The sequence below is a fragment of the Desulfofundulus thermocisternus DSM 10259 genome (genome assembly GCF_000686645.1).
Classification (GTDB): domain Bacteria; phylum Bacillota; class Desulfotomaculia; order Desulfotomaculales; family Desulfovirgulaceae; genus Desulfofundulus; species Desulfofundulus australicus.
In genome coordinates, this window is sequence record NZ_JMLG01000005.1 from 126,382 (window position 1) to 149,107 (window position 22,726).

20 protein-coding genes and 1 riboswitch are annotated in these 22,726 nt (G+C 58.5%); of the genes, 2 read left to right on the plus strand and 18 right to left on the minus strand.

Annotated elements, in window-relative coordinates:
• Positions 1–18: 18 nt before the first annotated feature.
• The 16 genes from hisB to BR83_RS0106605 form a co-directional block, all read right to left on the minus strand.
• Positions 19–609: an imidazoleglycerol-phosphate dehydratase HisB gene (gene hisB / locus BR83_RS0106530; RefSeq protein WP_027356405.1), complete on the minus strand. Its 591-nt coding sequence runs from the start codon at positions 607–609 to the stop codon at positions 19–21.
• Positions 584–1,702, minus strand: coding sequence for a histidinol-phosphate transaminase (hisC, locus tag BR83_RS0106535; RefSeq protein WP_027356406.1), 1,119 nt, complete (start codon positions 1,700–1,702; stop codon positions 584–586). Before hisC ends, hisB begins: the two co-directional genes overlap by 26 nt.
• The gene (gene hisD, locus BR83_RS0106540; RefSeq protein ID WP_027356407.1) at positions 1,695–3,005 is read right to left on the minus strand and encodes a histidinol dehydrogenase; all 1,311 of its coding nucleotides are present in this window, start codon (positions 3,003–3,005) and stop codon (positions 1,695–1,697) included. Before hisD ends, hisC begins: the two co-directional genes overlap by 8 nt.
• Positions 3,006–3,115: 110 nt before the next feature.
• Positions 3,116–3,430: a YerC/YecD family TrpR-related protein gene (locus tag BR83_RS0106545; protein WP_027356408.1), complete on the minus strand. Its 315-nt coding sequence runs from the start codon at positions 3,428–3,430 to the stop codon at positions 3,116–3,118.
• Positions 3,431–3,625: 195 nt separating this feature from the next.
• Entirely contained in the window at positions 3,626–4,897 is a 1,272-nt protein-coding gene (gene purD / locus BR83_RS0106550) for a phosphoribosylamine--glycine ligase (RefSeq protein ID WP_027356409.1), read from the minus strand.
• Between the two features lie 23 nt (positions 4,898–4,920).
• Positions 4,921–6,453 (minus strand): bifunctional phosphoribosylaminoimidazolecarboxamide formyltransferase/IMP cyclohydrolase, encoded by a 1,533-nt coding sequence (purH, locus tag BR83_RS0106555; RefSeq protein ID WP_027356410.1) that lies wholly within the window; start codon positions 6,451–6,453, stop codon positions 4,921–4,923.
• Positions 6,454–6,465: 12 nt separating this feature from the next.
• Complete coding sequence (gene purN, locus BR83_RS0106560; protein ID WP_027356411.1) at positions 6,466–7,080, minus strand: phosphoribosylglycinamide formyltransferase; 615 nt, start codon at positions 7,078–7,080, stop codon at positions 6,466–6,468.
• A 15-nt stretch (positions 7,081–7,095) separates the two neighbouring features.
• Complete coding sequence (gene purM / locus BR83_RS0106565; protein ID WP_027356412.1) at positions 7,096–8,142, minus strand: phosphoribosylformylglycinamidine cyclo-ligase; 1,047 nt, start codon at positions 8,140–8,142, stop codon at positions 7,096–7,098.
• Positions 8,143–8,155: 13 nt separating this feature from the next.
• A complete protein-coding gene (purF, locus tag BR83_RS0106570; protein WP_034634643.1) occupies positions 8,156–9,562 on the minus strand; it encodes an amidophosphoribosyltransferase in 1,407 nt (468 codons plus the stop codon).
• Positions 9,563–9,612: 50 nt separating this feature from the next.
• Complete coding sequence (gene purC / locus BR83_RS0106575; RefSeq protein ID WP_027356414.1) at positions 9,613–10,317, minus strand: phosphoribosylaminoimidazolesuccinocarboxamide synthase; 705 nt, start codon at positions 10,315–10,317, stop codon at positions 9,613–9,615.
• 24 nt (positions 10,318–10,341) lie between these two features.
• A complete protein-coding gene (gene purB / locus BR83_RS0106580) occupies positions 10,342–11,634 on the minus strand; it encodes an adenylosuccinate lyase (protein ID WP_027356415.1) in 1,293 nt (430 codons plus the stop codon).
• Complete coding sequence (gene purE / locus BR83_RS0106585; protein WP_027356416.1) at positions 11,631–12,164, minus strand: 5-(carboxyamino)imidazole ribonucleotide mutase; 534 nt, start codon at positions 12,162–12,164, stop codon at positions 11,631–11,633. The genes purB and purE overlap by 4 nt, the downstream gene beginning before the upstream one ends.
• 24 nt (positions 12,165–12,188) lie before the next feature.
• Entirely contained in the window at positions 12,189–13,565 is a 1,377-nt protein-coding gene (locus BR83_RS0106590) for an NCS2 family permease (RefSeq protein WP_027356417.1), read from the minus strand.
• A gap of 130 nt (positions 13,566–13,695) precedes the next feature.
• Positions 13,696–13,806, minus strand: a riboswitch (guanidine-I (ykkC/yxkD leader).
• A gap of 81 nt (positions 13,807–13,887) precedes the next feature.
• Positions 13,888–15,432 carry a glutamine-hydrolyzing GMP synthase gene (gene guaA / locus BR83_RS0106595; protein ID WP_027356418.1) on the minus strand — a complete coding sequence of 515 codons (1,545 nt, stop codon included), beginning with the start codon at positions 15,430–15,432 and terminating at the stop codon, positions 13,888–13,890.
• Between the two features lie 44 nt (positions 15,433–15,476).
• Positions 15,477–16,034, minus strand: coding sequence for a hypoxanthine phosphoribosyltransferase (gene hpt / locus BR83_RS0106600; protein WP_027356419.1), 558 nt, complete (start codon positions 16,032–16,034; stop codon positions 15,477–15,479).
• Between the two features lie 105 nt (positions 16,035–16,139).
• Complete coding sequence (locus BR83_RS0106605) at positions 16,140–16,841, minus strand: hypothetical protein (RefSeq protein WP_027356420.1); 702 nt, start codon at positions 16,839–16,841, stop codon at positions 16,140–16,142.
• A gap of 204 nt (positions 16,842–17,045) precedes the next feature.
• On the opposite strand from BR83_RS0106605, the gene BR83_RS0106610 reads away from it, so the two are divergent.
• Positions 17,046–17,378, plus strand: a complete 333-nt coding sequence (locus tag BR83_RS0106610; protein WP_027356421.1) for a nucleotide pyrophosphohydrolase — start codon at positions 17,046–17,048, stop codon at positions 17,376–17,378.
• A 6-nt stretch (positions 17,379–17,384) separates the two neighbouring features.
• Positions 17,385–18,755 (plus strand): DUF1015 domain-containing protein, encoded by a 1,371-nt coding sequence (locus BR83_RS0106615; RefSeq protein ID WP_027356422.1) that lies wholly within the window; start codon positions 17,385–17,387, stop codon positions 18,753–18,755.
• A 102-nt stretch (positions 18,756–18,857) separates the two neighbouring features.
• Here the strand turns inward: BR83_RS0106615 and murJ are convergent, their stop codons facing one another.
• Entirely contained in the window at positions 18,858–20,486 is a 1,629-nt protein-coding gene (gene murJ / locus BR83_RS0106620) for a murein biosynthesis integral membrane protein MurJ (RefSeq protein WP_027356423.1), read from the minus strand.
• A 274-nt stretch (positions 20,487–20,760) separates the two neighbouring features.
• A complete protein-coding gene (locus tag BR83_RS0106625) occupies positions 20,761–22,650 on the minus strand; it encodes a tetratricopeptide repeat protein (protein WP_027356424.1) in 1,890 nt (629 codons plus the stop codon).
• Positions 22,651–22,726: the final 76 nt, after the last annotated feature.

The following is a 22,726-nucleotide window of genomic DNA, read 5'->3' on the forward strand; positions in this document are numbered from 1 at the left end:
TCCTCCCCCGCCATTACCCTACAGCAACCCTTTCGTGGAAGGCACTCCTGCCATCCGGGGGTCCAGGGCGACGGCAGCTTTCAATGCCCGGCCCAGGGCCTTAAAAATGGCTTCAATAATATGATGGGTGTTCCGGCCGGCCAGGAGGCGCACATGCAGGGTAAATTCCCCGTTCATGGCCAGGGCCCGCAGGAATTCTTCCACCAGCTCCGTATCAAAATCTCCCACCCTGGGTGAAGGCAGGGAAACTTCACAGGCCAGATAGCCCCGGCCGCTCAAGTCCACTGCCAGGAGCACCAGGGCCTCATCCATGGGTAAAAGGGCGTGCCCGTAACGGCTGATGCCTTCTTTATTACCCAGGGCCTCCTTTAATGCCCGCCCCAGGCAGATGGCCGTATCTTCCACCGTATGATGGGCATCCACTTCCAGATCCCCCCTGGCCTCCAGCTCCAGGTCAAAGCCGGCATGCCGGGTGAACAGGCAGAGCATGTGGTCAAGAAAACCAACCCCCGTTTTTACCCGGTAAATGCCCTGACCATCCAGGTTCAGCCGAACCTGGATTTCCGTCTCTCCGGTGCGGCGCTTAACCCCGGCCACTCTCTGCTGCAAATTTATTTTCTCCCACCTCCTGCAACCCCAAAATCATTTTTAGCTTTTCCAGGAATAGCCGGTTTTCATCCTTTTTTCCAACAGTTACCCGCAGGCATTGTTCCACCCCGGGTCCATGTACATTGCGAATTAATATACCGTTCGCCAGCAGTTCCTGGTATACCTGCTCAGCTGGCCGCAGGGTGCGAAAAAGGATAAAATTGGCTGCGCTGGGATAAACCTCGACCCCGGGCAGGGCAGCCATTTCCCGGTACAATTCCTCCCGGTCCTGCCGAATCTGCCCGACCAGCCGGTTAAATTCTTCCCGGTGCTCCATGACCTTACAGGCAGCCAGCTGGGAAAAAGAGTTCAAATTGAAAGGCTGTTTGGTGCGCAGCAACTGTTTAATTACTGCCGGATCGGCCAGCAAATAACCAACCCGCAGGCCGGCCAACCCGAAGGCTTTGGAAAAGGTGCGCAGAACCACCAGGTTGGGGTATTCCCGCAAAAGGGGTATGCTGCTTTTCCCGCCAAATTCCTGGTAAGCCTCGTCCACCACCACCAGGGCACGGGTGTTCTTCAGTATTTCAGCCACCTCTTCCAGCGGGGTGGCGTTCCCGGTGGGGTTGTTGGGAGAGCACAGGAAGATGACCCTGGTTTCAGGATGCCCGGCCGCGGCGATAATAGCCGGCACGTCCAGGGCAAAATTCTCCCTGCGGGGTACGTCAACCGGCCTGGCCCCTGCTATCCGGGCGTGTACCCCGTACATGGAAAAGGTGGGAGGGGTGATAATCACCCGGCCTCCAGTACCAAAAGTTAAAAGCAACGTAAGGATTAATTCATCGGAGCCGTTACCTGCCAGGATGCCTTCGGCCGGTACACCGGTGTATGCGGAGAGCCGGGCCACCAGTTCGCCGGCCAGGGGATCGGGGTAACGGGTCAGGGTAAGGTTCACCAGTTCCCGCCCGATTTCCTCCCGGACAGTTGGCGGAAAATCATAGGGGTTCTCATTGGCATCCAGTTTAATTACATTATGGTGGATGTGTACTTCATAGGGCACCAGCCCTTCCAGGTCCGGACGTACCAGCAAGGCGGGATTAAAGACGTCATTCATTGTTCTCACTCCCCCGGCAGGCCCCGCCCAACCTCACTTCTATGGCCCTGGCATGGGCATCCAGTCCTTCCACCCGGGCCAGGCGGATAACGCTGGGGGCCATTTTCAGGAATGCGTCCCGGGAGCAGGAAATGACGCTGATCCTTTTTAAAAAGGCGTCCACCCCCAGGGGGGAGTAAAAACGGGCGGTACCTCCTGTGGGCAGAACATGGCTGGGGCCGGCCAGATAATCTCCCAGCGGCTCTGAAGCATAGGTCCCCAGGAAAACCGCTCCCGCAGAAGTAATGCATCCCAGCCAGGAAAAGGGCTCCCTTACCATCAGTTCCAGGTGTTCCGGGGCAATGCTATTGGCCAGGTCAACGGCCTGGGCAATGTCCCGGGTCAAAATAATAGCCCCGTGACTGGCCAGGGAACTGGCGGCAATTTCCCGCCGCGGCAGAACGCCGAGCTGGCGCTCCAGTTCCTCCCTGACGGATTGTGCCAGCCGCTGGTCCGGGGTGAGAAGCATGGCCCGGGCCAGGGTATCGTGTTCGGCCTGGGAAAGCATATCTGCGGCTACATAGCGGGGATCAGCCGTATCGTCAGCAATTACCAGCACTTCACTTGGCCCTGCCAGCATATCTATGTCCACCAGGCCGAAAACCTGCTGCTTGGCCAGGGTAACATAAAGGTTCCCCGGACCGACGATTTTGTCCACGGGCCGGATGGTTTGTGTCCCATAGGCCAGGGCGGCAATGGCCTGTGCCCCGCCCACCCTGTAAATTTCCGTTACTCCTGCCACACTGGCCGCTGCCAGGATATACGGGCTGATTTTCCCCTCGCGGTTGGGGGGTGTAACCATCACAATTTCTTTAACACCGGCCACCCGCGCGGGAAGGGCATTCATTAATACCGAAGAAGGGTAGGCCGCCGTACCTCCAGGCACGTAGATCCCTACCCGGGACAGGGGCCGAACAAGCTGGCCCACCAGAAGCCCTCCCGCATCCGGCTCCATCCAGGAACCGCTTAGCTGGCGCCGGTGGTATGCAGTGATATTTCTCGCAGCTACCGCCAGATCCTCTAAAAAGCTTTCTTCAACCCGGTCTTTGGCCTCCTGAATTTCTTCCGGTTTAACTTTAAGTTCCCCGGGAGTAAGGGTAACCCCATCAAAAAGGGCCGTATAGCGGCAGAGAGCCTGGTCCCCGCTCTCCCGTACCCCGGAAAGGATCTCCCTTACCCTGGCAGCAGCTTCTTCCTGACCGGCCGGATGACGGGTCAGGTGCTGTTCCAGAGCCGGATCGTCAGCAGAAAAAATTTTAATCAACCGCCAGTCCTCCTTTTAACCTGCCCGGAGTCTATCTAACTCCACTGCTTTAACTAGTTAAATTGTTATTATGATATCATAATAAATTTACGGGGCCTTTATGTCAATACTTATTTCTGCCTGTTCTGATCCCCACCGGCCAGCCGGGCCAGAACCAGTTTATAACCGTCGGCTCCGTAATTCAGGCAACGCTTAACCCGGCTGATGGTGGCCGTGCTGGCTCCTGTTTGAGCGGCGATTTCCGTATAGGTACGGTTTTCCTGCAGCATCTTGGCTACGGCCAGGCGCTGGGCCATGGCTTTAAGTTCGGCAACGGTGCAAATATCCTCGAAAAACTGGTAGCATTCATCCACATCCCGTAGTGTAAGGATCGCTTGAAATAACTCGTCCAGTGACGGGTCCTTCAGTTTACCCGTATATGCCATTGGCCACTCCCCCTGGTCTCATTCAGATTATTCCCAAAGGGAACAGGGTTCTTTCCAGTGGACTTCGACAGGCGGGGAAAAAATCCTTTTCTTCTTTACAAAATTAAAGGGGCACCTTCATCCTTCGGTACCCCTGAAAACTCAAATAGAGCCGGTCATTTACCTCAAAGTTGCAGCACTTTAATATTACAGGAGCTACGCCCGTAACCCCAGGGCTTTGTGCCCGATATCCCTGCGGTAGTGCATACCTTCAAAATGTATTTTTTCCACAGCGGCATAGGCCTTCTCAATAGCCTCGGGCAGGGTTTCCCCCGCAGCGGTTACCCCCATAACCCGGCCGCCGGCGGTAACCACCCGTCCATCCTCCAGGGCTGTGCCGGCATGAAAGACCACTACATCCGGAGGCACCTGTTCCAGGCCGAAGATGGGATAACCCTTGCGGTAAGTGCCGGGGTAACCTCCTGAAGCCAGCACCACGCACACAGCCGAGCCCGGCCGCCAGCGAATTTCCTTACCAGCCAGGTTTCCCGACAGCACGGCTTCCATAATTTCTACCAGGTCGGTTTCCAAAAGCATGAGCAGGGGCTGGGCTTCCGGGTCACCAAAACGGGCATTGAATTCCAGGACTTTGGGACCTTCGCCGGTGACCATTAGCCCTGCGTAAAGCACCCCCCGGTAAGGCCGCCCTTCGGCAGCCAGAGCCCTTACCGCAGGGGCGAGGATATCCTCCAGGACAACCCGGTAATTTTCCGGCGTTAAGACGGGAGCAGGAGCATAGGCACCCATACCGCCGGTATTGGGACCCCGGTCGCCGTCGTATACCTGCTTGTGATCCTGGGCAGGCAGCAGGGGAAGGACTGCTTCCCCATCGGTAAAAGCGAGAACGCTTACCTCCTGGCCGGTAAGGTATTCCTCCACCACCACCTGCCTGCCGGCATCACCAAAGGCACCCTCCACCATAATTTCTTTTACCGCTTGCAGGGCTTCTTCCACCGTCTGGCAGACAATTACTCCCTTACCCGCAGCCAGCCCGTCAGCTTTGACCACACAGGGAGCGTTTAGCTGCCTGATATAGCCAGCCGCCTCCCCGGGATCGGTGAAGGTGGCAAAACGTGCCGTGGGAATACCATACCTGGCCATGATTTCCTTGGCCAGCACCTTGCTGCTTTCGATGGCAGCGGCACGGGCGGTAGGGCCGAAAATGGCCAGTCCTGCCCGGTTAAAGGAATCCACAATGCCCCGGGCCAGGGGACCTTCCGGTCCCACCACCGTCAGGTCAATTTTTTCCTCCCTGGCAAAAGCCACCAGGGCGGGGATGTCCTCCGCCCCGATGGGCACGCAGCGGGCCAGGGAAGCAATGCCGGCGTTGCCCGGGGCACAGTAAATCTCCTTCACGCGGGGGCTTTGTCTTAATTTCCACACCAGGGCGTGCTCCCGGCCGCCGCCGCCCACCACCAGCACTTTCATGTATCCAGTCCCCCCATTTGGCACTAGTGTTTGAAGTGACGCATACCGGTGAAAACCATGGCAATACCGTGCTCATTGCAGGCGGCGATGGATTCCTCATCCCTTACGGAACCTCCGGGTTGAACAATGGCTGCAATCCCGGCTTTAGCCGCCTCGTCCACCGTATCCCGGAAGGGGAAAAAGGCGTCGGAGGCCAGTACCGCACCCCTGGCTTTCTCGCCCGCCTGTTCCAGGGCAATCCGGGCCGCTCCCACCCGGTTCATCTGCCCCGCTCCCACACCGATAAGCTGGCGGTTCTTGGTAATTACTATAGCATTGGACTTGACATGTTTAACCACGGCCATAGCGAAGGCCATTTCGGCCAGTTGCTCCGCGGTGGGCTGTTTTTCCGTAACCACCCGGACCTCATCGGGGCGGGTGAGTTCCAGATCGGCCTCCTGAATGAGTAACCCGCCGTTAACCTTGCGGATATCCAGCCGGTCGCTGGAAGGCCCGGTTAGAGGGCCGGTTTTCAAAAGGCGCAGGTTGGCCTTCCGGGCCAGAATATCCAGGGCTTCCGGGGTGAAATCAGGAGCAATTATGGCTTCCAGGAATATGGAGGCCATCTGCCTGGCCGTTTCCTCATCCACCGTACGGTTGCAGGCCACAATGCCACCAAAGGCAGATACGGGGTCGCCTTCATAGGCCAGGCGGTAGGCTGTGGCCAGCTCATCAGCACTGGCCGCCCCGCAAGGGTTGTTGTGCTTGATAATTACCACGGAGGGATCGATGAATTCACGCACCAGTTCCAGCGCGGCATTGAGGTCAAGGATGTTATTAAAGGAAAGTTCCTTACCGGAGAGTTGTACGGCATTGGCCACACAGGGGCCGGTAACAGTGGGATCACGGTAAAAGGCGGCTTTCTGGTGGGGGTTTTCCCCGTAACGCAGGGGCTGAACCAGCTCAACGGACATGTGCCAGGCCGGCGGGAAGGGCTCATCCCCCTGGCTTTGCTTCTGCAGGTAAGCAGCAATGGCGCTATCGTAAGCCGCAGTATGGGCAAAAGCCTCCCGGGCCAGTTCCAGGCGCAGCTCCGGACTGATATTTCCCTCTGCCAGGGCTTTGAGCACCTGGGGGTAACGGGCCGGGTTAACCACCACCAGCACGTAACGGTGGTTCTTTGCTGCTGCCCGGACCATGGCCGGTCCGCCGATATCGATGTTTTCAATGGCTTCCTCCAGGGTTACTCCGGGACGGGCAATGGTTTCCCTGAACGGGTACAGGTTGACGGCTACTATATCAATGGGCGTAATGTGATGAGCCTCCAACTGGTTCAGGTGTTCCGGGGTACGCAGGGCCAGGATACCCCCGTGAACGGCGGGGTGCAGTGTTTTCACCCGGCCGTCCAAAATCTCCGGAAAACCGGTCACTTCAGAGATATAGGTTACAGGCAAACCGGCTTCTTTCAGGGTCCGGGCGGTTCCCCCGGTGGAAACGATTTCCACCCCCAGTTCGACAAGTCCCCGGGCAAAATCCACCACCCCTGTTTTATCCGAGACGCTGATCAGGGCACGCATATTGAACCTCCTTCACGATTCCTTAATATACACCCGCTTGCCCCTCAATTCCAGCCGGCCAGCGGCAAATAAAGCTATGGCTTCGGGATAAATGCGATGCTCCTGCTCCAGAATACGGTCGGCCAGAGTCTCGGGGGTATCGCCGGGTAAAACCGGAACCACGGCCTGCAGGATGATGGGGCCGGTATCCATCCCTTCATCTACAAAGTGCACCGTACAGCCGCTGTACCGGACACCGTATTCCAGGGCGCGCTGCTGGGCGTGCAGCCCGGGAAAAGCCGGTAAAAGGGACGGGTGAATGTTCATAATCCGGTTGGGGAATGACTCCAGCATTACCCTGCCCACCAGGCGCATGTACCCGGCCAGGCAGACAAGTTCAACCTGGTGTTTTTTTAGCGTGTCCACAATGGCTTCCTCATAAGTATGTTTATCAGGAAATTGGGCCGGGTTAATATGAATGGCCGGTATGCCGCGGAGACGGGCCCGTTCCAGGGCCCTGGCCTCCCCGTTGTCACTGATCACCACCACCACCTCGGCCGCCAGCTGCCCGGCGTCAATGGCGTCCAGGATGGCCTGGAGATTGGAACCCCTTCCTGAAGCCAGGACGCCCAAACGCAATTTTTTCATATACCTCCCCCCGACTCAAACATATTTTACTTCCCGCTCGCCCCCGGCTATTTCACCCACAAGGTAGGCTTTTTCACCCCTTTGCGACAGATATCTCAGCAGAGCACCGGCCTGCTCCTCCGGTACAACCATCACCAGACCCAGGCCCATATTGAAGGTACGCAGCATTTCTTCCTCCGCTACCCGTCCGATGGACTGGATGAGGGAGAATACCGGGGGTACGGGCCAGGACCGGCGCTCCACAACCGCCGCTGTACCCCGGGGCAGGATGCGGGGTATGTTTTCGGTAAGACCACCACCGGTTATATGGGCCATCCCCCGGATGTCGAACTGTTCCAGCAGCGGCAGCACCGTGCGAACGTAAATACGGGTGGGTTCCAGCATTTCCTCGCCCACCGTGCGCCCCAGATCCTCGTGGTAGGTTTCCACGCCGTACCCGGCCACCTCCAGCAGCACCCGCCGGGCCAGGGAATAACCGTTGCTGTGCAGCCCGGAAGAAGGAAGGCCGATCAGCCGGTCGCCGGGGCGGATGGAAGAGCCGTCGATAATGCGCTCCCTTTCCACCACTCCCACGGCGAACCCCGCCAGGTCATACTCCCCGGGAGCGTAAAAGCCGGGCATTTCCGCTGTTTCCCCGCCGATCAGAGCACAACCGGCCTGCCGGCAGCCCTCGGCCACCCCGGACACAATAGCCGCCACCTTTTCAGGTACGAGCCTGCCCACGGCCAGGTAATCCAGAAAGAACAGAGGTTCGGCTCCCTGGACCAGGATATCGTTGACGCACATGGCCACGGCATCTATGCCAATGGTGTCATGACGGTCCATGAGCATGGCAATTTTCAGCTTGGTGCCCACCCCATCGGCGCCGGATACCAGAACCGGGTGGCGGTAGCGGGTGGTGTCCAGGGCAAAGAGCCCTCCGAATCCCCCGATTTCCGCAAGCACTTCCGGGCGGAAGGTGCTGCGCACGCTCTCCCTCATCAATTCCACCGCCCGGTTACCGGCGGCGATATCCACTCCCGCTTCGGCGTAGGTAAGCCCCTGCTTCTTTTCCGGGGACACAGCGCCTCGCCTCCTATTCCAGGCTGAATTTTCCCGCTTTTCCGGGCTGCGTTACGGCTACCGGGTAATCTCCGGTAAAACAGGCAGTACAAAAGTTGTCGCGGCGTTCACCAAAAACGGAGAGAAGGCCTTCAATACTCAGGTAATAAAGACCATCGGCATTGATCAGGCGACGAATCTCTTCCAGCGGCATGCGGGCAGCAACCAGTTCCTCTTCGTTGGAGGTGTCAATGCCGTAGTGGCAGGAGTGCACCACGGGAGGAGAAGAAAGGCACAGGTGCACCTCTTTCACCCCGCAGTCCCTCAGCATGGCGATCAGCTTGCTGCTGGTTGTGCCCCTGACCAGGGAATCGTCCACCATGATCACCCTCTTGCCGGCCAGCACTTCCCGGATGGGGTTGAGCTTGAGCCTTACTCCCAGGTCCCGCAGGTCCTGGGTGGGCTGAATGAAGGTCCGTCCGATATAGCGGTTTTTCATCAACCCCTCTTCAAAGGGTATCCCCGAGGCTTCAGCATAACCCCGGGCAGCGGCTATTCCCGAGTCCGGAACGGGGATGACCAGGTCGGCATCTATGGCATATTCCCGGGCCAGCTGTCGTCCCATCTCCCGGCGCACCCGGTTGACGTTGAAGCCGTCCATCAGGCTGTCGGCCCGGGCAAAATAAATATATTCAAATATACAGTGGGCCCGCCGGCGGGGAAGCACTCCCTGCAGGCTGGCCAGCCCGTTTTCATCAATGATCACTATTTCCCCCGGGGCCACATCCCGGACCCAGCGGGCGCCCACGGTATCCAGGGCGCAGGATTCCGAGGCCACCACATGGCCTCCGCCGGGGAGGGTACCCAGGCAAAGGGGGCGAAAACCGTGGGGATCCCGCACTGCCAGGAGTTTATCGCCGGTGAGGATGACCAGGGAATAGGCCCCCTTGAGGTCGATCATGCATTTCATGATGGCATCAACCAGACTGGCCTGGCCGTAACGGGCAAGGAGATTGACAATAACCTCGCTGTCGGTGGAGGTCTGAAAAACAGAACCCGTGGAAGCCAGCCTGGCCCTTAATTCACCGACATTGGTCAGGTTACCGTTGTGGGCCAGGCCCAGCATGCCCCCGGCATAGCTGAAAACCAGGGGCTGGGCATTTATAGGTGAACTGGAACCCGTGGTCGAATAACGCACATGGCCGATGGCTATATGGCCCTTCAATTCATTCAGATCCCTTTGCTGAAACACCTCCGGCACCAGCCCCATGGCCTTGTGCAGCCGCAGCTGCCTGCCGTCACTTACGGCCATGCCGGCGCTTTCCTGCCCGCGGTGTTGCAGGGCATATAATCCATAATAAGTGAGGCGGGCCACATCCTTTCCGGGGGCGTAGATCCCGAAAACACCGCATTCTTCCTTTGGTTTGTCCTTCCACCACATTCCTGCGGTTCGCACCGTTCTCCCTCCCCCCGTTTTTGCGGCCGGCCGGTTTAACCAACCAGCCGACGCCAAACTTCCTGATAGGCCTCCTCAACACCGCCCAGATCCCGGCGGAAACGATCCTTATCCAGCTTTTCCTTTGTCCGGGCATCCCAGAAACGGCAGGTATCCGGAGAAATTTCATCTCCCAGGAGAATTTTTCCTTCATGGCGGCCAAATTCCAGTTTAAAGTCCACCAGTTCCAGGTTGCGCGGAGTCAGGTATGAGCGCAGGATTTCGTTGACCGACAGGGCTACTTTTTTAATGGCGCTCATTTCTTCCCCGGTGGCCAGGTTGAGCACGGCAATGTGATCGTCATTTATCATGGGATCGCCCAGTTCATCACTTTTATAGTAATACTCCACCACCGGGCGGGGAAGGGCTGTACCCTCGTCCAGCCCCAGGCGCCTGGCCAGGCTCCCGGCAGCTATGTTGCGGACCACCACTTCCACCGGGATAATCTCCAGCGCCCGGACCAGCATTTCGCGCTCGCCCACCTGCTCCACAAAATGGGTGGCAATTCCCTTCTCTTCCAGAAGGCGAAAGAAGTGGGCTGAAATTTTGTTATTTAACTCGCCCTTGCCGGAAATGACACCCTTTTTCAAACCGTTGAAGGCGGTGGCATCATCCTTATATTCCACCAGGTAGACACCGGGATCGTCTGTGCGGTACACCTTCTTGGCTTTGCCTTCGTAAAGCAATTCTCCCTTTTGCATGCCAATCCTCCCCATTGAGCAAATTTAAAGGCCGAAACGCCGGTAGATGTCGTCAACGTGACGCAGGTGATAATCATAGTTAAACAGGGACTCTATTTCCCGGGAGGTGAGAACAGAAGCAATATCCGCATCCTCCATTAAAAGCGCCTTAAAGCTGACGCCTTCCCGCCAGGAGCGCATGGCGTTGCGCTGAACCAGCTCGTAGGCCCGCTCCCGGGACAGGCCTTTTTCCACCAGGGCCAGGAGCACCCGCTGGGAGAACAGCAGGCCGTGGGTGCGCTCCAGGTTCCGGCGCATTTTCTCCGGGTATACCAGGAGGTTCTTCATGATGGCCGTCATCTTGTGGAGCATATAATCAAGGGTGATGGTGCTGTCGGGAATGATCACCCGTTCCACCGAAGAATGGGAAATGTCCCGCTCATGCCAGAGGGCCACGTTTTCCAGGGCAGCCAGGGCATTACCCCGCAGGATGCGGGCCAGGCCGCTGATGCGCTCGGCGGTGATGGGATTGCGCTTGTGGGGCATGGCCGATGAACCCTTCTGTCCCCTGGCAAAGTATTCCTCCACCTCCAGGATATCTGTACGCTGCAGGTTGCGAATTTCCGTGGCAAACTTGTCCAGGGAGCTGCCGATGACGGCCAGGGTGGTCATAAACTCGGCGTGACGGTCCCGCTGAAGGATCTGGGTGGAAATCCGGGCCGGGCGCAGGCCCAGGCGGCGGCAGACATGGGCTTCCACCCGGGGGTCAACATTGGCATAAGTACCCACCGCCCCGGAAATTTTGCCCACGCTGACAACATCGATGGCCCGCTTCATGCGTTCTATATTCCGCTCCGTTTCGGCCACCCAGAGGAGCATTTTCAGGCCAAAGGTAATGGGTTCCGCGTGCACGCCATGGGTGCGGCCTATCATCAGGGTATGGCGGTGCTCTTTAGCTTTCTCCAGGAGTACCTCCCGGAGCTCTTCCAGGCGCTTCAAGATCTGCTGGCCGGCTTCCTTCATCAGCACGGCCAGGGCCGTGTCCAGTACATCGGAGGAGGTGAGGCCCAGGTGGATATACCTGGCTGCATCGCCCACATACTCCCCCACACAGGTGAGAAAGGCAATGACGTCGTGGTTGACCACGGCTTCTATTTCTTCAATCCGCTTGACGTTAAATCGAGCCCGCTCCCGGATTTGCCGGAAGGCTTCCTCCGGGATGAGCCCCATTCCGGCCATGGCTTCGCAGGCATAGATTTCCACCTCGAGCCACTTGCGGAACTTGTTTTCCTGAGACCAGATGGCTTTCATTTCCGGCAGGGTGTAACGCTCGATCATCTCTTAGCCCCTCCCATTTGCTCCAGATAACCGGCCACACCCAGTTCCTCAAGCCGCCGGGCTTTTTCCTCCACCGCCCGGGCCAGCTCCTCCTTGTAGCGCTGCACCTTTTCCCGCACCTCCGGATTGCTGGCGCCGATAATCTGGGCTGCCAGGATAGCCGCATTCCGGGCTCCGTTGATGGCTACCGTGGCCACGGGAATACCCGGGGGCATCTGGACTATGGAATAAAGGGCGTCCACCCCGTTTAAGGGGCCGCTTTTAATGGGCACGCCTATGACGGGCAGAGGAGTCTGGGCGGCAATAACCCCGGGAAGGTGGGCGGCCACACCGGCAGCAGCGATGATCACCGCCAGGCCCCGTTTTACTGCCGAGCGGGCGTATTCGGCGGTGAGCTCCGGCGCCCGGTGGGCAGAAGATATTTTCACTTCACAGGGCAGGCCGAATTTCTCCAGCATGTCCACGGCCTCTTTCATCACGGGCAGGTCGGAGTCGCTGCCCACAACGATGCCAACCAAAGGTCTGGTCATGGTTTCACCCCCATATCTACAAAATTAGTGTTCGGCCAGGAACAGATAGCGGGCCAGCACCAGAACGGTGAGGATCCACATCAGCCAGTGCACTTCCCGGGTCCGCCCGCTTACCACCTTGAGCAGGGTGTAAAAGATAATCCCGGCGGCAATACCGTTGGCAATGCTGCCGGTAAAGGGCATCAGGACTATGGTCAAGAAGGCCGGCATTCCCTCGGTGAAGTCTTCAAAGTTAATTCCCTTGATGGCCTGGGCCATGAGCAGGCCGACGATGATCAGCGCCGGGGCGGTGGCCGCTCCCGGTATCAGGCCGGCAATGGGCGCCAGGATCAGGGCCAGCAGGAATAAAATACCCGTGGTTACGGCCGTAAGACCGGTGCGGCCACCTTCGGAAATACCGGCCGCGCTTTCAATGTAGGCGGTAACGGTACTGGTACCCATGAGGGCACCGAAAGCCACCCCGCAGGCATCAACCATCATGGCCCGGCCCAGACGGGGGGACTGGCCGTTTTCATCAAGAAGCCCGGCCCTGCCCGCGGTACCGACCAGGGTACCAAAAGTGTCGAACAGCTCGACAAAAGTGAAGGTGAAAACCACCGTCCAGATGCCCACGTTCAACGCGCCGGCCAGATCTAGCTTGCCCACCGCCAGGCGGGAAAAGTCAGGCAGGGCAAAGGGCTGGAAATTGGCCGGTACCTGGGTAACGCCCAGGGGAATGCCGATGAGGGTGGTGAGGATAATCCCCAGAAGCAGGGCTCCCTTAACCCTTTTGGCCATCAGCAGCGCGGTTATGACCAGCCCGATCAGGGCCAGCAGGGCAGTCGGGTTGGCAAAGTTGCCCAGGAAAATGTTCCACTCAAAGAAATGCAGGGTGGCGATGCCGCCTTCCCGGGAAAGAGCTTCCATGGTGGGCGGGATTACCGGGCCGGCTTTAATAACCATGAATTCGGCCATCTTCAGGCCCAGCATGGTGATGAACAGCCCGATGCCGGCAATTATGGCCTGCTTGATGGAATTGGGAACGGCTACCACCAGCAGCTGGCGGATCCGGGTGGCGGTAAGGAGAATAAAGATGATACCGGAAATGAATACCGCACCCAGGGCCACCTGCCAGGGCATACCCACGTGCTGGGCGGCCACGGTGGCAAAATAGGCGTTCAGGCCCATGCCGGGTGCCAGGGCGATGGGGTAATTAACCAGCAGGCCCATGGCGATGGTAACCAGGCCGGCACTGACGGCAGTGGCGAAAAAGACGGCGTTTTTGTCCATGCCGGTGGCGGCCAGAATGTTGGGGTTGAGGAACAGGATATAGGCCATGGTCATAAAGGTGGTCAGACCGGCAATAACCTCCGTACGCACACTGGTATTGTACTGGCGCAGTTTAAAAAATTTTTCCAGCACTTCCATACCTCCTCCTTTTAAACTGGATTATGGCTTGTCCCGGCAGCCCTGCCTCCCCGCTGCAAACGTCCCGCACCCCGGACCAAACAAAGAACCCAGGCGGGCAGGTTTCCATGAGTGTGAGAAACCTACCGCCTGGGCTTTTCTCCCTGCCGGTGTAACCCGGAAAATAACTCCTCCGGGCCTGTACCGCTCGGACCGAACCACCCTCCCCGGGTGTGGAACCCTAGGTACACTTTCTCGGGCTTTATTTTTCACGGGAAATATATCCACCCTTCAAGGGTATCTTAGCAAGGCAGGAACGCGGTTGTCAATAACCTTTTTACTCCCATTCAATGGTGGCCGGCGGTTTGGAAGTGATGTCGTAAACCACCCGGTTTACCCCTGCCACCTCGTTGACGATGCGGCTGGATATGCGCTCCAGCACCTCATAGGGCAGGCGCACCCAGTCTGCCGTCATGCCGTCCTGGCTGTGGACGGCCCGCACCGCCACGGTATAGGCATAGGTCCGGCCATCCCCCATCACTCCCACGCTGCGCAGGTCGGGCAGCACGGCAAAGTACTGCCAGATCTGCCGGTGCAGGCCGGCCTGGTAAATTTCCTCCCTGACAATGGCGTCGGCGTGGCGCAGGATCTCCAGTTTTTCCGGGGTAACTTCCCCCAGTATACGCACGGCCAGTCCCGGCCCCGGGAAAGGCTGGCGCCACAGCACTTCTTCGGGCAGCCCCAGTTCACTGCCCAACTCCCGCACCTCGTCCTTGAAAAGCCAGCGCAGGGGTTCTATCAGTTCCAGCTGCATGTTCTCGGGCAGGCCGCCCACGTTGTGGTGGGACTTGATAACCGCCGCCGTGGCTGTGCCGCTTTCCACCACGTCGGGATACAGGGTCCCCTGGACCAGGAAGTCCACCTCGCCCAGTTTGGCAGCCTCCTCCTCAAAGACCCGGATGAATTCCTCGCCAATGATCTTGCGTTTTTGTTCCGGGTCGGTTACTCCCTTAAGGCGGCTCAGAAAACGCTGGCTGGCGTCCACATGGATCAGCGGGATGTGAAACTTCCCCCGGATGACCTCAACCACCTGGGCGGCTTCGCCCCGGCGCAGCAGCCCGTGGTCCACAAAAATGCAGGTCAACCTGTCGCCGATGGCCCGGTGAACCAGCACGGCAGCCACCGAGGAATCAACGCCCCCGCTGATGGCGCAGATGGCGCGCCTCTCCCCTACCCGGGCGCGGATTTCCCTGATGGACTCTTCAATAAAAGAGCCCATGGTCCAATTGCCCTGGCAGCCGCAAACGTTATAAAGGAAGTGGCGCAGGATATCCTGGCCCCTGGGTGTATGGATGACCTCCGGGTGGAACTGGACGGCATAAAGCTTGCGCTTCCGATCGACCATGGCGGCCACGGGAGCCTGCTCTGTGCGGGCGATGACCTCAAACCCCGGCGGTGGGGCTTCCACCCGGTCGCCGTGGCTCATCCAGCACTGCTCGACAGGCCCCAGGCCGCAGAACAGATCCTGGCTGTCAATTATCTCCAGGTCGGTTTTGCCGTACTCGTGGTGTTCGGCCCGGGTGACGACCCCTCCCAGCTGCCTGGTCATCAATTGCATACCATAGCAAATGCCCAGGATGGGTATGCCCAGATCATATATGGCCGGATCCACGGCAGGTGCTCCCGGCTGGTAAACGCTGGCCGGCCCCCCGGAAAAAATTATTCCCCGGGGCCGGTGCCCCGTTATTTCTTCAAGAGGCGTGTTATAGGGGAGCATTTCACAGAAAACCCTCAATTCCCGGATGCGGCGGGCAATGAGGTGACTGTACTGCCCCCCGAAGTCCAGGACAATAACCATCTCCTGCCGGTCTTGAATGGACATGGTGTGGATAACCTCCCGGTTCCAGAGCTTAAAAAATCTCCGGTTTAATTCTCGTCCTGCTTTTTACCGCTGTAGACTTCCCGCTTTAAAACCAGAATATCCCGCAGGTGGCGGTAGCGGCCGTCGTAATCCAGGCCGTAGCCGACCACAAACTCATCGGGGATCACGAAACCGTTGTAATCAACCTGCACATCAACCTTGCGCCGGCTGGGCTTGTCCAGGAGAGTGCAGATTTTCAGGCTGGCCGGCCCGCGGGTGAGCAGGTTTTCCCGCAGGTAGTTCAGCGTCAGGCCGGTGTCGACAATATCCTCGACGATCAGAACGTCCAGCCCCTCGATATTCTGCTCCAGGTCCTTTAATATGCGCACCACCCCTGAAGACTCGCTGGAAGCACCGTAACTGGAAACGGCCATAAAGTCCAGGCGTACCGGGATGGTCAAACAGCGCACCAGGTCGGCCATAAAAATGACGGCGCCCTTCAAAATGCCGACCACCAGCAGCTCCTTTCCCGCATAATCCCGGGAAATTTCCTCCCCCAGCTCACGCACCCGCCGGGCAATTTCCTCTTCAGTAATCAGTACTCTTTCCATATCCCCGTGCAAGTAAAATCACTCCTGAAAATAAAAAATGCAGCAGCAGTGCCGCTCATTGAAATCCTTAATTTATAATAAAAGAAAAATGGGGCAGCGTCAATTATTCGTCGAAAATTATACCGGCGGGTTGATCTGCATCTCCCGGTCATAATCCCACAGCTTCAGGCCTACCGAAAGGCCCGCTTTATTATCCGGCCCCCTGGCCTCCAGGACAGCCTGGCGAATGCGGTGGTCCCCGGGATCAATCCATAACTTGCAGTAAAAATTCGTGTATTTCAATTCCAGGTAAGAATTATCCAGAAGGGGCTGGCATTCCAGCACCAGCATCTGCCTGTCCTCCAGCTTTTCCCTGCCCCCGTAGCGGGTTCCGGCCACATCTTTAAATTTTAAAAAACCCAGGGGATTAAATTCGGCCACAAACAGCTCCGATTGGACCAGGCGGTTTCCCTCCAGGGTGAGCCAGTTCCGGGTCCACAGATCCCGCATGTAGGTGGTATCCCCCACCTGAATGAACTCCACGGGGCTGTTGTACATGGTACCCTTGATATGTATGCGATCCGGAGCCTGCCGCTCCCCTTCCACCCGGCTGAGAACCCCGTCCTCGCCCAGCCTGGCTTCCACCCGGTAGCGAAAACTTTTGCTGGAGGCCGTTTTCTCCAGGGCTTCTGCCAGCAGCTGTTCGGGAGCTATTTCCGGCTCGGGAGCCAGTCCCCCCCTCAGTCCCCAGAGGGCCAGTAAAAAAAGAAGCAGGCCCAGAATAAACAGCAGGTACTTGCGGCGCAAGATCAACCAGCGCGGACCCCCTGCTGATTCCATGGCTTTTCCCTCCTTCCTGCTGTGTAAACAATATGTTCCGGCAGGGGAAAATATGACCATCTCTTGAATAATATGGCCCTAACTGTAAAACCCGCGTAAATAACTCTTTTCACCCGGGGTCCGGCGGGTTATAATGGCAAGGGTAAGGGCCGGTTAAAACCACTGCTTCAAACGTCTAAAAAACTACACGTGGGAGAGATTGGTGTGGAAATCAGGGAAATGCAGCAGGAAGTGGACCGCTGGATCAGCCAGTTTGAAGAAGGCTACTGGCACCCGCTGTCCATGCTGGCCCGCCTGACTGAAGAGGTGGGCGAGCTGGCCCGGGAGGTCAACCATCTATACGGCCAGAAACCCAAAAAACCCGGGGAGCCCCCGGGGGACCTGGCCCTGGAGCTGGCCGACGTGCTTTTCATCATCGTTTGCTATGCCAACTCCCTGGGCATTGACCTGGAAGATGCCTTTCTCCGCATGATGCAGAAATACCGGCAGCGGGACAGCAACCGCTGGACGAGAAAAAAACAGCCAGACAAGGAGTGAGAAAAATTGGCCCAAGTTAAACCCTTCAGGGGACTGCGCTACGCTCCCGATGCAGGGTCCATGGCTGATCTGGTGACCCCCCCTTACGATGTCATTGATGCAAAAGCCCAGGACGGCTACTACCGGCGCCACCCATACAACATCATCCGCCTGGAATACGGGAAGGTTTACCCCGATGATAACGAAAGCAACAACCGCTACACCCGGGCGGCGGCTGATTTTAACGCCTGGCTGGAAAAAGGCGTGCTGGTGCCGGACAAATCACCGGCCCTCTACCTGTACGAGCAGGAATTTGACGTGGGGGGAAGGCGCCTGGTGCGCAGCGGGATGTTCTGCACCGTGAAGCTGGAACCCTACGAGAAAGGCGTAATCCTGCCCCATGAAGAAACCCTGCCCAAACACAAGGCCGACCGGCTGGACTTGATGCGGGCCTGCCGGGCCAACTTCAGCCCCATCTTCGGCCTTTACGCCGATGAGGAAATGACCGTGGACGGCCTCCTGCGCCGGGAAAGGGACCGCCAGCCTGAACTGGAGTTCACCGATGAAAACGGCCACGGTCACCGGATGTGGGTAATTTCAAATCCCGCTATTATTGAGCAGGTGCAGCAGGCCATGGCCGGCAAGCGCATCTACATTGCCGACGGCCACCACCGCTACGAAACAGCCCTGGCCTACAGCCGGGAAAGGCGGCTGGAAGAAGGCGACCCGGAGGGCGCAAGGCCTTACGATTACGTGATGATGACCCTGGTCAACCTGTACGACCCCGGCCTGGTGGTGCTGCCCACCCACCGCCTGGTGCGCAATGTGGTCAACCTGGATGTGGAGGAACTCCTGGGCAGGATTCAAGAGCACTTCCAGGTGGAGGCCTTTACCCTGGCTCCTGACCGCAGCAATTTTACGGGCTTCATCAGGGAACTGGCCTCCCGGGGAGGCTTCACCGGGGATGTCCGGCCCGCGGCCGACCCCCGCACCCGCCGCCACTGTTTCGGCCTGTACTGCGGCAGCGGGCGGCTGTACTTCTTAACCCTGCGGGATGAAGGAGCATTAACCCGCCTGATGCCCGCCGGTCATTCCGCCGCCTGGCAGGGGCTGGACGTTTCGGTGCTGCATCACCTGATCCTGGACCGCCTGCTGGGCATCGGCGGCGAACAGAGGGCCAAAGAAAGCCATCTCACCTACACCAGGGAAGAAGTGGAGGCACTGAAAGCCGTGGATGAAGGTGAATACCAGCTGGCCTTCTTTTTAAATCCCACCCTGGTGGAGGAAGTCACGGCTGTAGCCGCCAGCGGCGAAAAAATGCCCCAGAAATCCACCTTCTTCTACCCCAAGCTGATTACCGGCCTGGTCATCAACCCCCTCTTTGCAATCAACAGCTAGAGGGCCAAAATAAAGGGCGGCGACCAACCCCGGCACTGCGGGGTGACCGCCGCTCTCTTGATTTGCGGCCCAATGGTAGCATCAGGGAAGGAACCGCACTTCTTACGCCTTTCCTCTGGCTGCCGGGCGGAAACGGCACAGGATGTTCCGGGCCAGTTCCAGGGCGTAGTGTACCTCGCCCACCCGCAGCAGCCAGCAGCCCAGGAAGTAAAAACACCCCCCGGCAGCGATAAGTACCCCCAGGCGCAGGCCCTGCAGCACAAAATCGCCCGGGCTGCCACCCATGAATTGCCCCGCCAGCCCTTCCAGCAGCGGCCAGCCCGCCAGAGCCAGGCCCCGCCCGTCCAGCCACCACACAAATAGCCCCATCAGCAGGGAGGCCACCAGAACACGCCCCACCTGCCCCACCAGGACCCTGCCGCCGATATACCCCAGCCGCCGGCGGAGCAGCCAGAACAAAAGAAAGCAGCCCACCCCTGCGGCAGCGGAAGTGGCCAGGGCCAGCCCGGCCAGGCCCAGGTACCGGACCAGGATCAGGTTCAGGGCAATGTTCACGGCTACAGCCACCAGGCCGGTGGTCATGGGAGTCCAGGTATCCTGCAGGGCGTAAAAAGCCCGGTTGAGGAACTCCCGCCACATCAAAAAAAGCAGGCCGGGAGTGTAAAAGAAAAGGGCCACGGCCGTCATGGCGGCGTCCCGGCTGTCAAAGGCGCCCCGCTGGAAGATAAACCGCACCAGGTCTTCCCGGAGAACCATCATACCCACCGTCAGGGGAACCAGCACAAAGGCCAGCACCCGCAGGCCCCGGACCAATCCGGCCCGGAACCCGGCGGCATCCTCTAAAGCCCTGCGCTCGGTCAAAGCGGGGTAGAGGACGGTAATCAGGGGGACGGCAAAAAGACCCTGGGGCAGGTTCAAAACCCGCTGGGCGTAATTCAGGGCAGAAATACTGCCCTCGGCCAGGCCGGAAGCCAGCATGCGGTCCACAATTACGTTTAACTGGTTGGCCCCCACCCCGATCAGCACCGGCCCGGCCAGCCAGAGCATTTTTTTCAAGGCCGGGTGGCGACGGTTGAAGACCGGGCGGTAGGTGATGCCCCGCCGGTAGAGGGCCGGCACCTGGATGAAAAACTGGCTGGCCGTGGCCAGCACCGTGGCCCAGGCCACACCGGCAATACCCCCGTAAGCCCCGGCCAGAAGGATGCCTGTGATCATGATGATGTTGTAAGGGATGCCCATGAAGGCCGGGGCGGCAAAGTGCTGGTGGGCGTTGAGCACCCCCTGGGCCCAGCCCACCATACCCATGATCACCACCATGGGCAGCAGCACCCGCACCAGCCGGGTGGTAAGCTCCGCCTGCTCCGGGCCGAACCCCGGGGCCAGGATGCCCACCAGCCAGGGAGCCGCCGGTATTCCCAGCAGGGCGATGACCAGCAGGATGCCGGTGACGGCATGGAAGCAGGTCCAGATCAGTTCCGGCAGCTCGGGCCTTTTCTCCGCCCGGTGCAGGTACTCGCTGAAAAAAGGGATGCCCACCGTGGTAATGGTGGTACCCACCAGGCCGAAGAGAAGAGCCGGGATAATCATGGCCACCAGGTAAGCATCGGTGGCCGCGCTTGCGCCGAAGGCCGCCGCCAGGACCGCTTCCCGGCCAAAGCCCATGATTTTGCTCAAAATGGTAGCGCCCATGACCAGCGCCGTGGCCCGGGCGATCCGTCCTCCGTCGGTCAGTGTGCTAGTTCACCTCGTTTCCAGCAGCGTGCGGGATGTTTAAAATGTTCTCCACGGCTGGCTTTCCCTTCCGGTCACAATTCGGCAGGGGGCCGGCGATTCCTGCCGAAAATAGGAGCAATTCTGTAACGGCTGGCTGTCAGGATAGCCCCGCTGACAACCGGAGGGGGTGAATTGTCTTCAGCAGCAGGTAATGTTATAATTTTCATAAAGGTTCCAGGGGATGTGTACATGTTGTGTGCCGGCTCTAACTTTAATGGTAGATCGCCAGCTGTTAAATGCCCAGGATTTCCCTCAGGGGCTGCCGCAGTTCCAGGGGAATGGTGGCAATTTTAACCCGGCGACCTTCCAGCGTAGCTTTACCCACCATCACCAGGCCCAGGGACCACAGGAAACCCAGCAAAGATTCCGGTTCCCGCTCCTGCCAGAAATAGCCGTCCCCTTCTAAAGAGCCGAATTTGCGGGTAACAGCATTCAACCGGCTCCAGCCGCCCCGCTGCAAAAGGTATTTTAAAAGCTCTCTTTCCTCCTCTTCCAGTTCCCCCACCGCCTTTTCCAGGTTATCGCGTCGGGAAAGAAATTGCCGTAGTTGCTCTTCCCGCTGCCGGCGCTGCCGCGCGGGCTCGAAGCCGTAATATATGCAGGCACCCTCCAGCCAGTGGGCGGGCATGTTTTTCAACCCCCGGGAGAGGGGAGCGTCCACGGGCAGAGGTTTCTCTTCTATTTTCCGGCGCTCATCTTCCTCATACGCCCGCATAATCATTTCCGACATTTCCGACAGGAGAACAGCATTTTCCTTACGCTCTATTTCCCTTTCCAGAGCTTCAAGCTTTTCGGCATGCTCCTTTTCAAATTCCGGATCATCGATTCTGGCCAAATACTGACGGGCTTTCGCCACCTCTCCCTTTTCCAGCATCAGCAAAGAAAGGTTAAATAGAAGGAACGGGTTGTCCGGCTCAAGTTGCTCCAGCATTTCCATTATGTTTAGAGCCTCATCCAGATCGCCCTTCAAGCGCAGAAGGTTGGCGAGGGTCACCATGGCCGGGGGGTAGAACTTTCCTTCCCGGAAGATACCCAGCAGCATTTCCACAGCTTCCTCTATTTTCCCTTCGCCCTGCAGCTTAATTGCCCGGTTCACCATCCCGTCCAGTTCTTCATCCGGTTCCGGCAGGACGGGAGTCGTTTCGATTTTCACCAGCCGCCGCTCACCATCGATAACCATGGGAACGGGCTCGTCTTCCCGCAGGATGCCCCTGGCGGTGAGGGCCTCCGCCGCAGCAATTTTCAGGGCGGGAGAAAACCCGGAATCATTCAGCACCTGCCGGCCCAGCTTTTCGCCCCACTCATCGCCGTAGTAAATCAGGTCATACATCCCCCGGAAAGCTTGCGGGGAGTTACCCTCCAGCAGCCAGGCAAGCAGCATCATGCGGAAAAAGCCGTCCTGCATGTACTGCCGGCGTGCTTCCTCACTGGCCGCGGCTTCTTTTATCATTGCCTGCAATTTTTCCTTGGAATAGAATTTGTAACCCATCTGAAAGGGCGGAATAACCCCCCGTTCCACCAGGAAGGCCACCTGCTGCATGCCGGAAAACAGCCCGGATATCTGCGCCAGGGAAGACCAAAGGTTTGCAGCCCGCCTGTACCGGCCCAGGTTGAAGCAGGCCACTGCAGCCAGGAGTTTGTTTTCCCAGGAAACATGATGGGATTCCCAGCGGCGGTAAAGTTCAAACACCTGCCGGTGCTCTCCCAGTTCGGCGGCCGCCAGCATGATGGCCACCGTATACTCCCGGAATGAATGCGGAACCTGCCCCTGGCTCCGGCGCAGATCTGACAATCCCATCTCGAAGCTCTGTACGGCCTGCTGCAGCCGCCGGCGGGCCTGGTCCTCCTGGCCCAGGGAACAGTGAATCCTGGCAGCCAGGGCGAAAGTATAGGGGTTTGCACCCGTATCTTCCTTTTCCGGGTCCAGGCATGGCTTCAGAATCTCCAGGGCGCGCCGGGGCTCTCCGGCCATAAAGACAGCCAGCGCCAGGTTGTTGCGTGTGGGAACAGCGTTATCCTCTTTCAGGGCTGCGGCAAAGGCCTTTTCCGCGGCCCGGAAGTCGCCCTTCTCCAGAAACTCTCTACCTTTTAAAACAAGTTCCTCAGCTTTATTGACCTTCATTATTCCGTTGGATTGCCTCCTTAAAACTAAATATTTTGTAAGGTGGGAACTGCTGAGGGCATCTCCCCGCCGGAAG

Coding starts and splice junctions, on each gene's coding strand:
- purN (WP_027356411.1), bottom strand. CDS start 7,080: ATGAAAAAATTGCGTTTGGGCGTCCTGGCTTCAGGAAGGGGTTCCAAT.
- BR83_RS0106605 (WP_027356420.1), bottom strand. CDS start 16,841: ATGGAATCAGCAGGGGGTCCGCGCTGGTTGATCTTGCGCCGCAAGTAC.
- BR83_RS0106625 (WP_027356424.1), bottom strand. CDS start 22,650: ATGAAGGTCAATAAAGCTGAGGAACTTGTTTTAAAAGGTAGAGAGTTT.
- purB (WP_027356415.1), bottom strand. CDS start 11,634: ATGATCGAGCGTTACACCCTGCCGGAAATGAAAGCCATCTGGTCTCAG.
- guaA (WP_027356418.1), bottom strand. CDS start 15,432: ATGTCCATTCAAGACCGGCAGGAGATGGTTATTGTCCTGGACTTCGGG.
- purC (WP_027356414.1), bottom strand. CDS start 10,317: ATGCAAAAGGGAGAATTGCTTTACGAAGGCAAAGCCAAGAAGGTGTAC.
- purF (WP_034634643.1), bottom strand. CDS start 9,562: ATGTGGTGGAAGGACAAACCAAAGGAAGAATGCGGTGTTTTCGGGATC.
- purE (WP_027356416.1), bottom strand. CDS start 12,164: ATGACCAGACCTTTGGTTGGCATCGTTGTGGGCAGCGACTCCGACCTG.
- purD (WP_027356409.1), bottom strand. CDS start 4,897: ATGAAAGTGCTGGTGGTGGGCGGCGGCGGCCGGGAGCACGCCCTGGTG.
- purH (WP_027356410.1), bottom strand. CDS start 6,453: ATGCGTGCCCTGATCAGCGTCTCGGATAAAACAGGGGTGGTGGATTTT.
- hisC (WP_027356406.1), bottom strand. CDS start 1,702: ATGAATGACGTCTTTAATCCCGCCTTGCTGGTACGTCCGGACCTGGAA.
- BR83_RS0106545 (WP_027356408.1), bottom strand. CDS start 3,430: ATGGCATATACGGGTAAACTGAAGGACCCGTCACTGGACGAGTTATTT.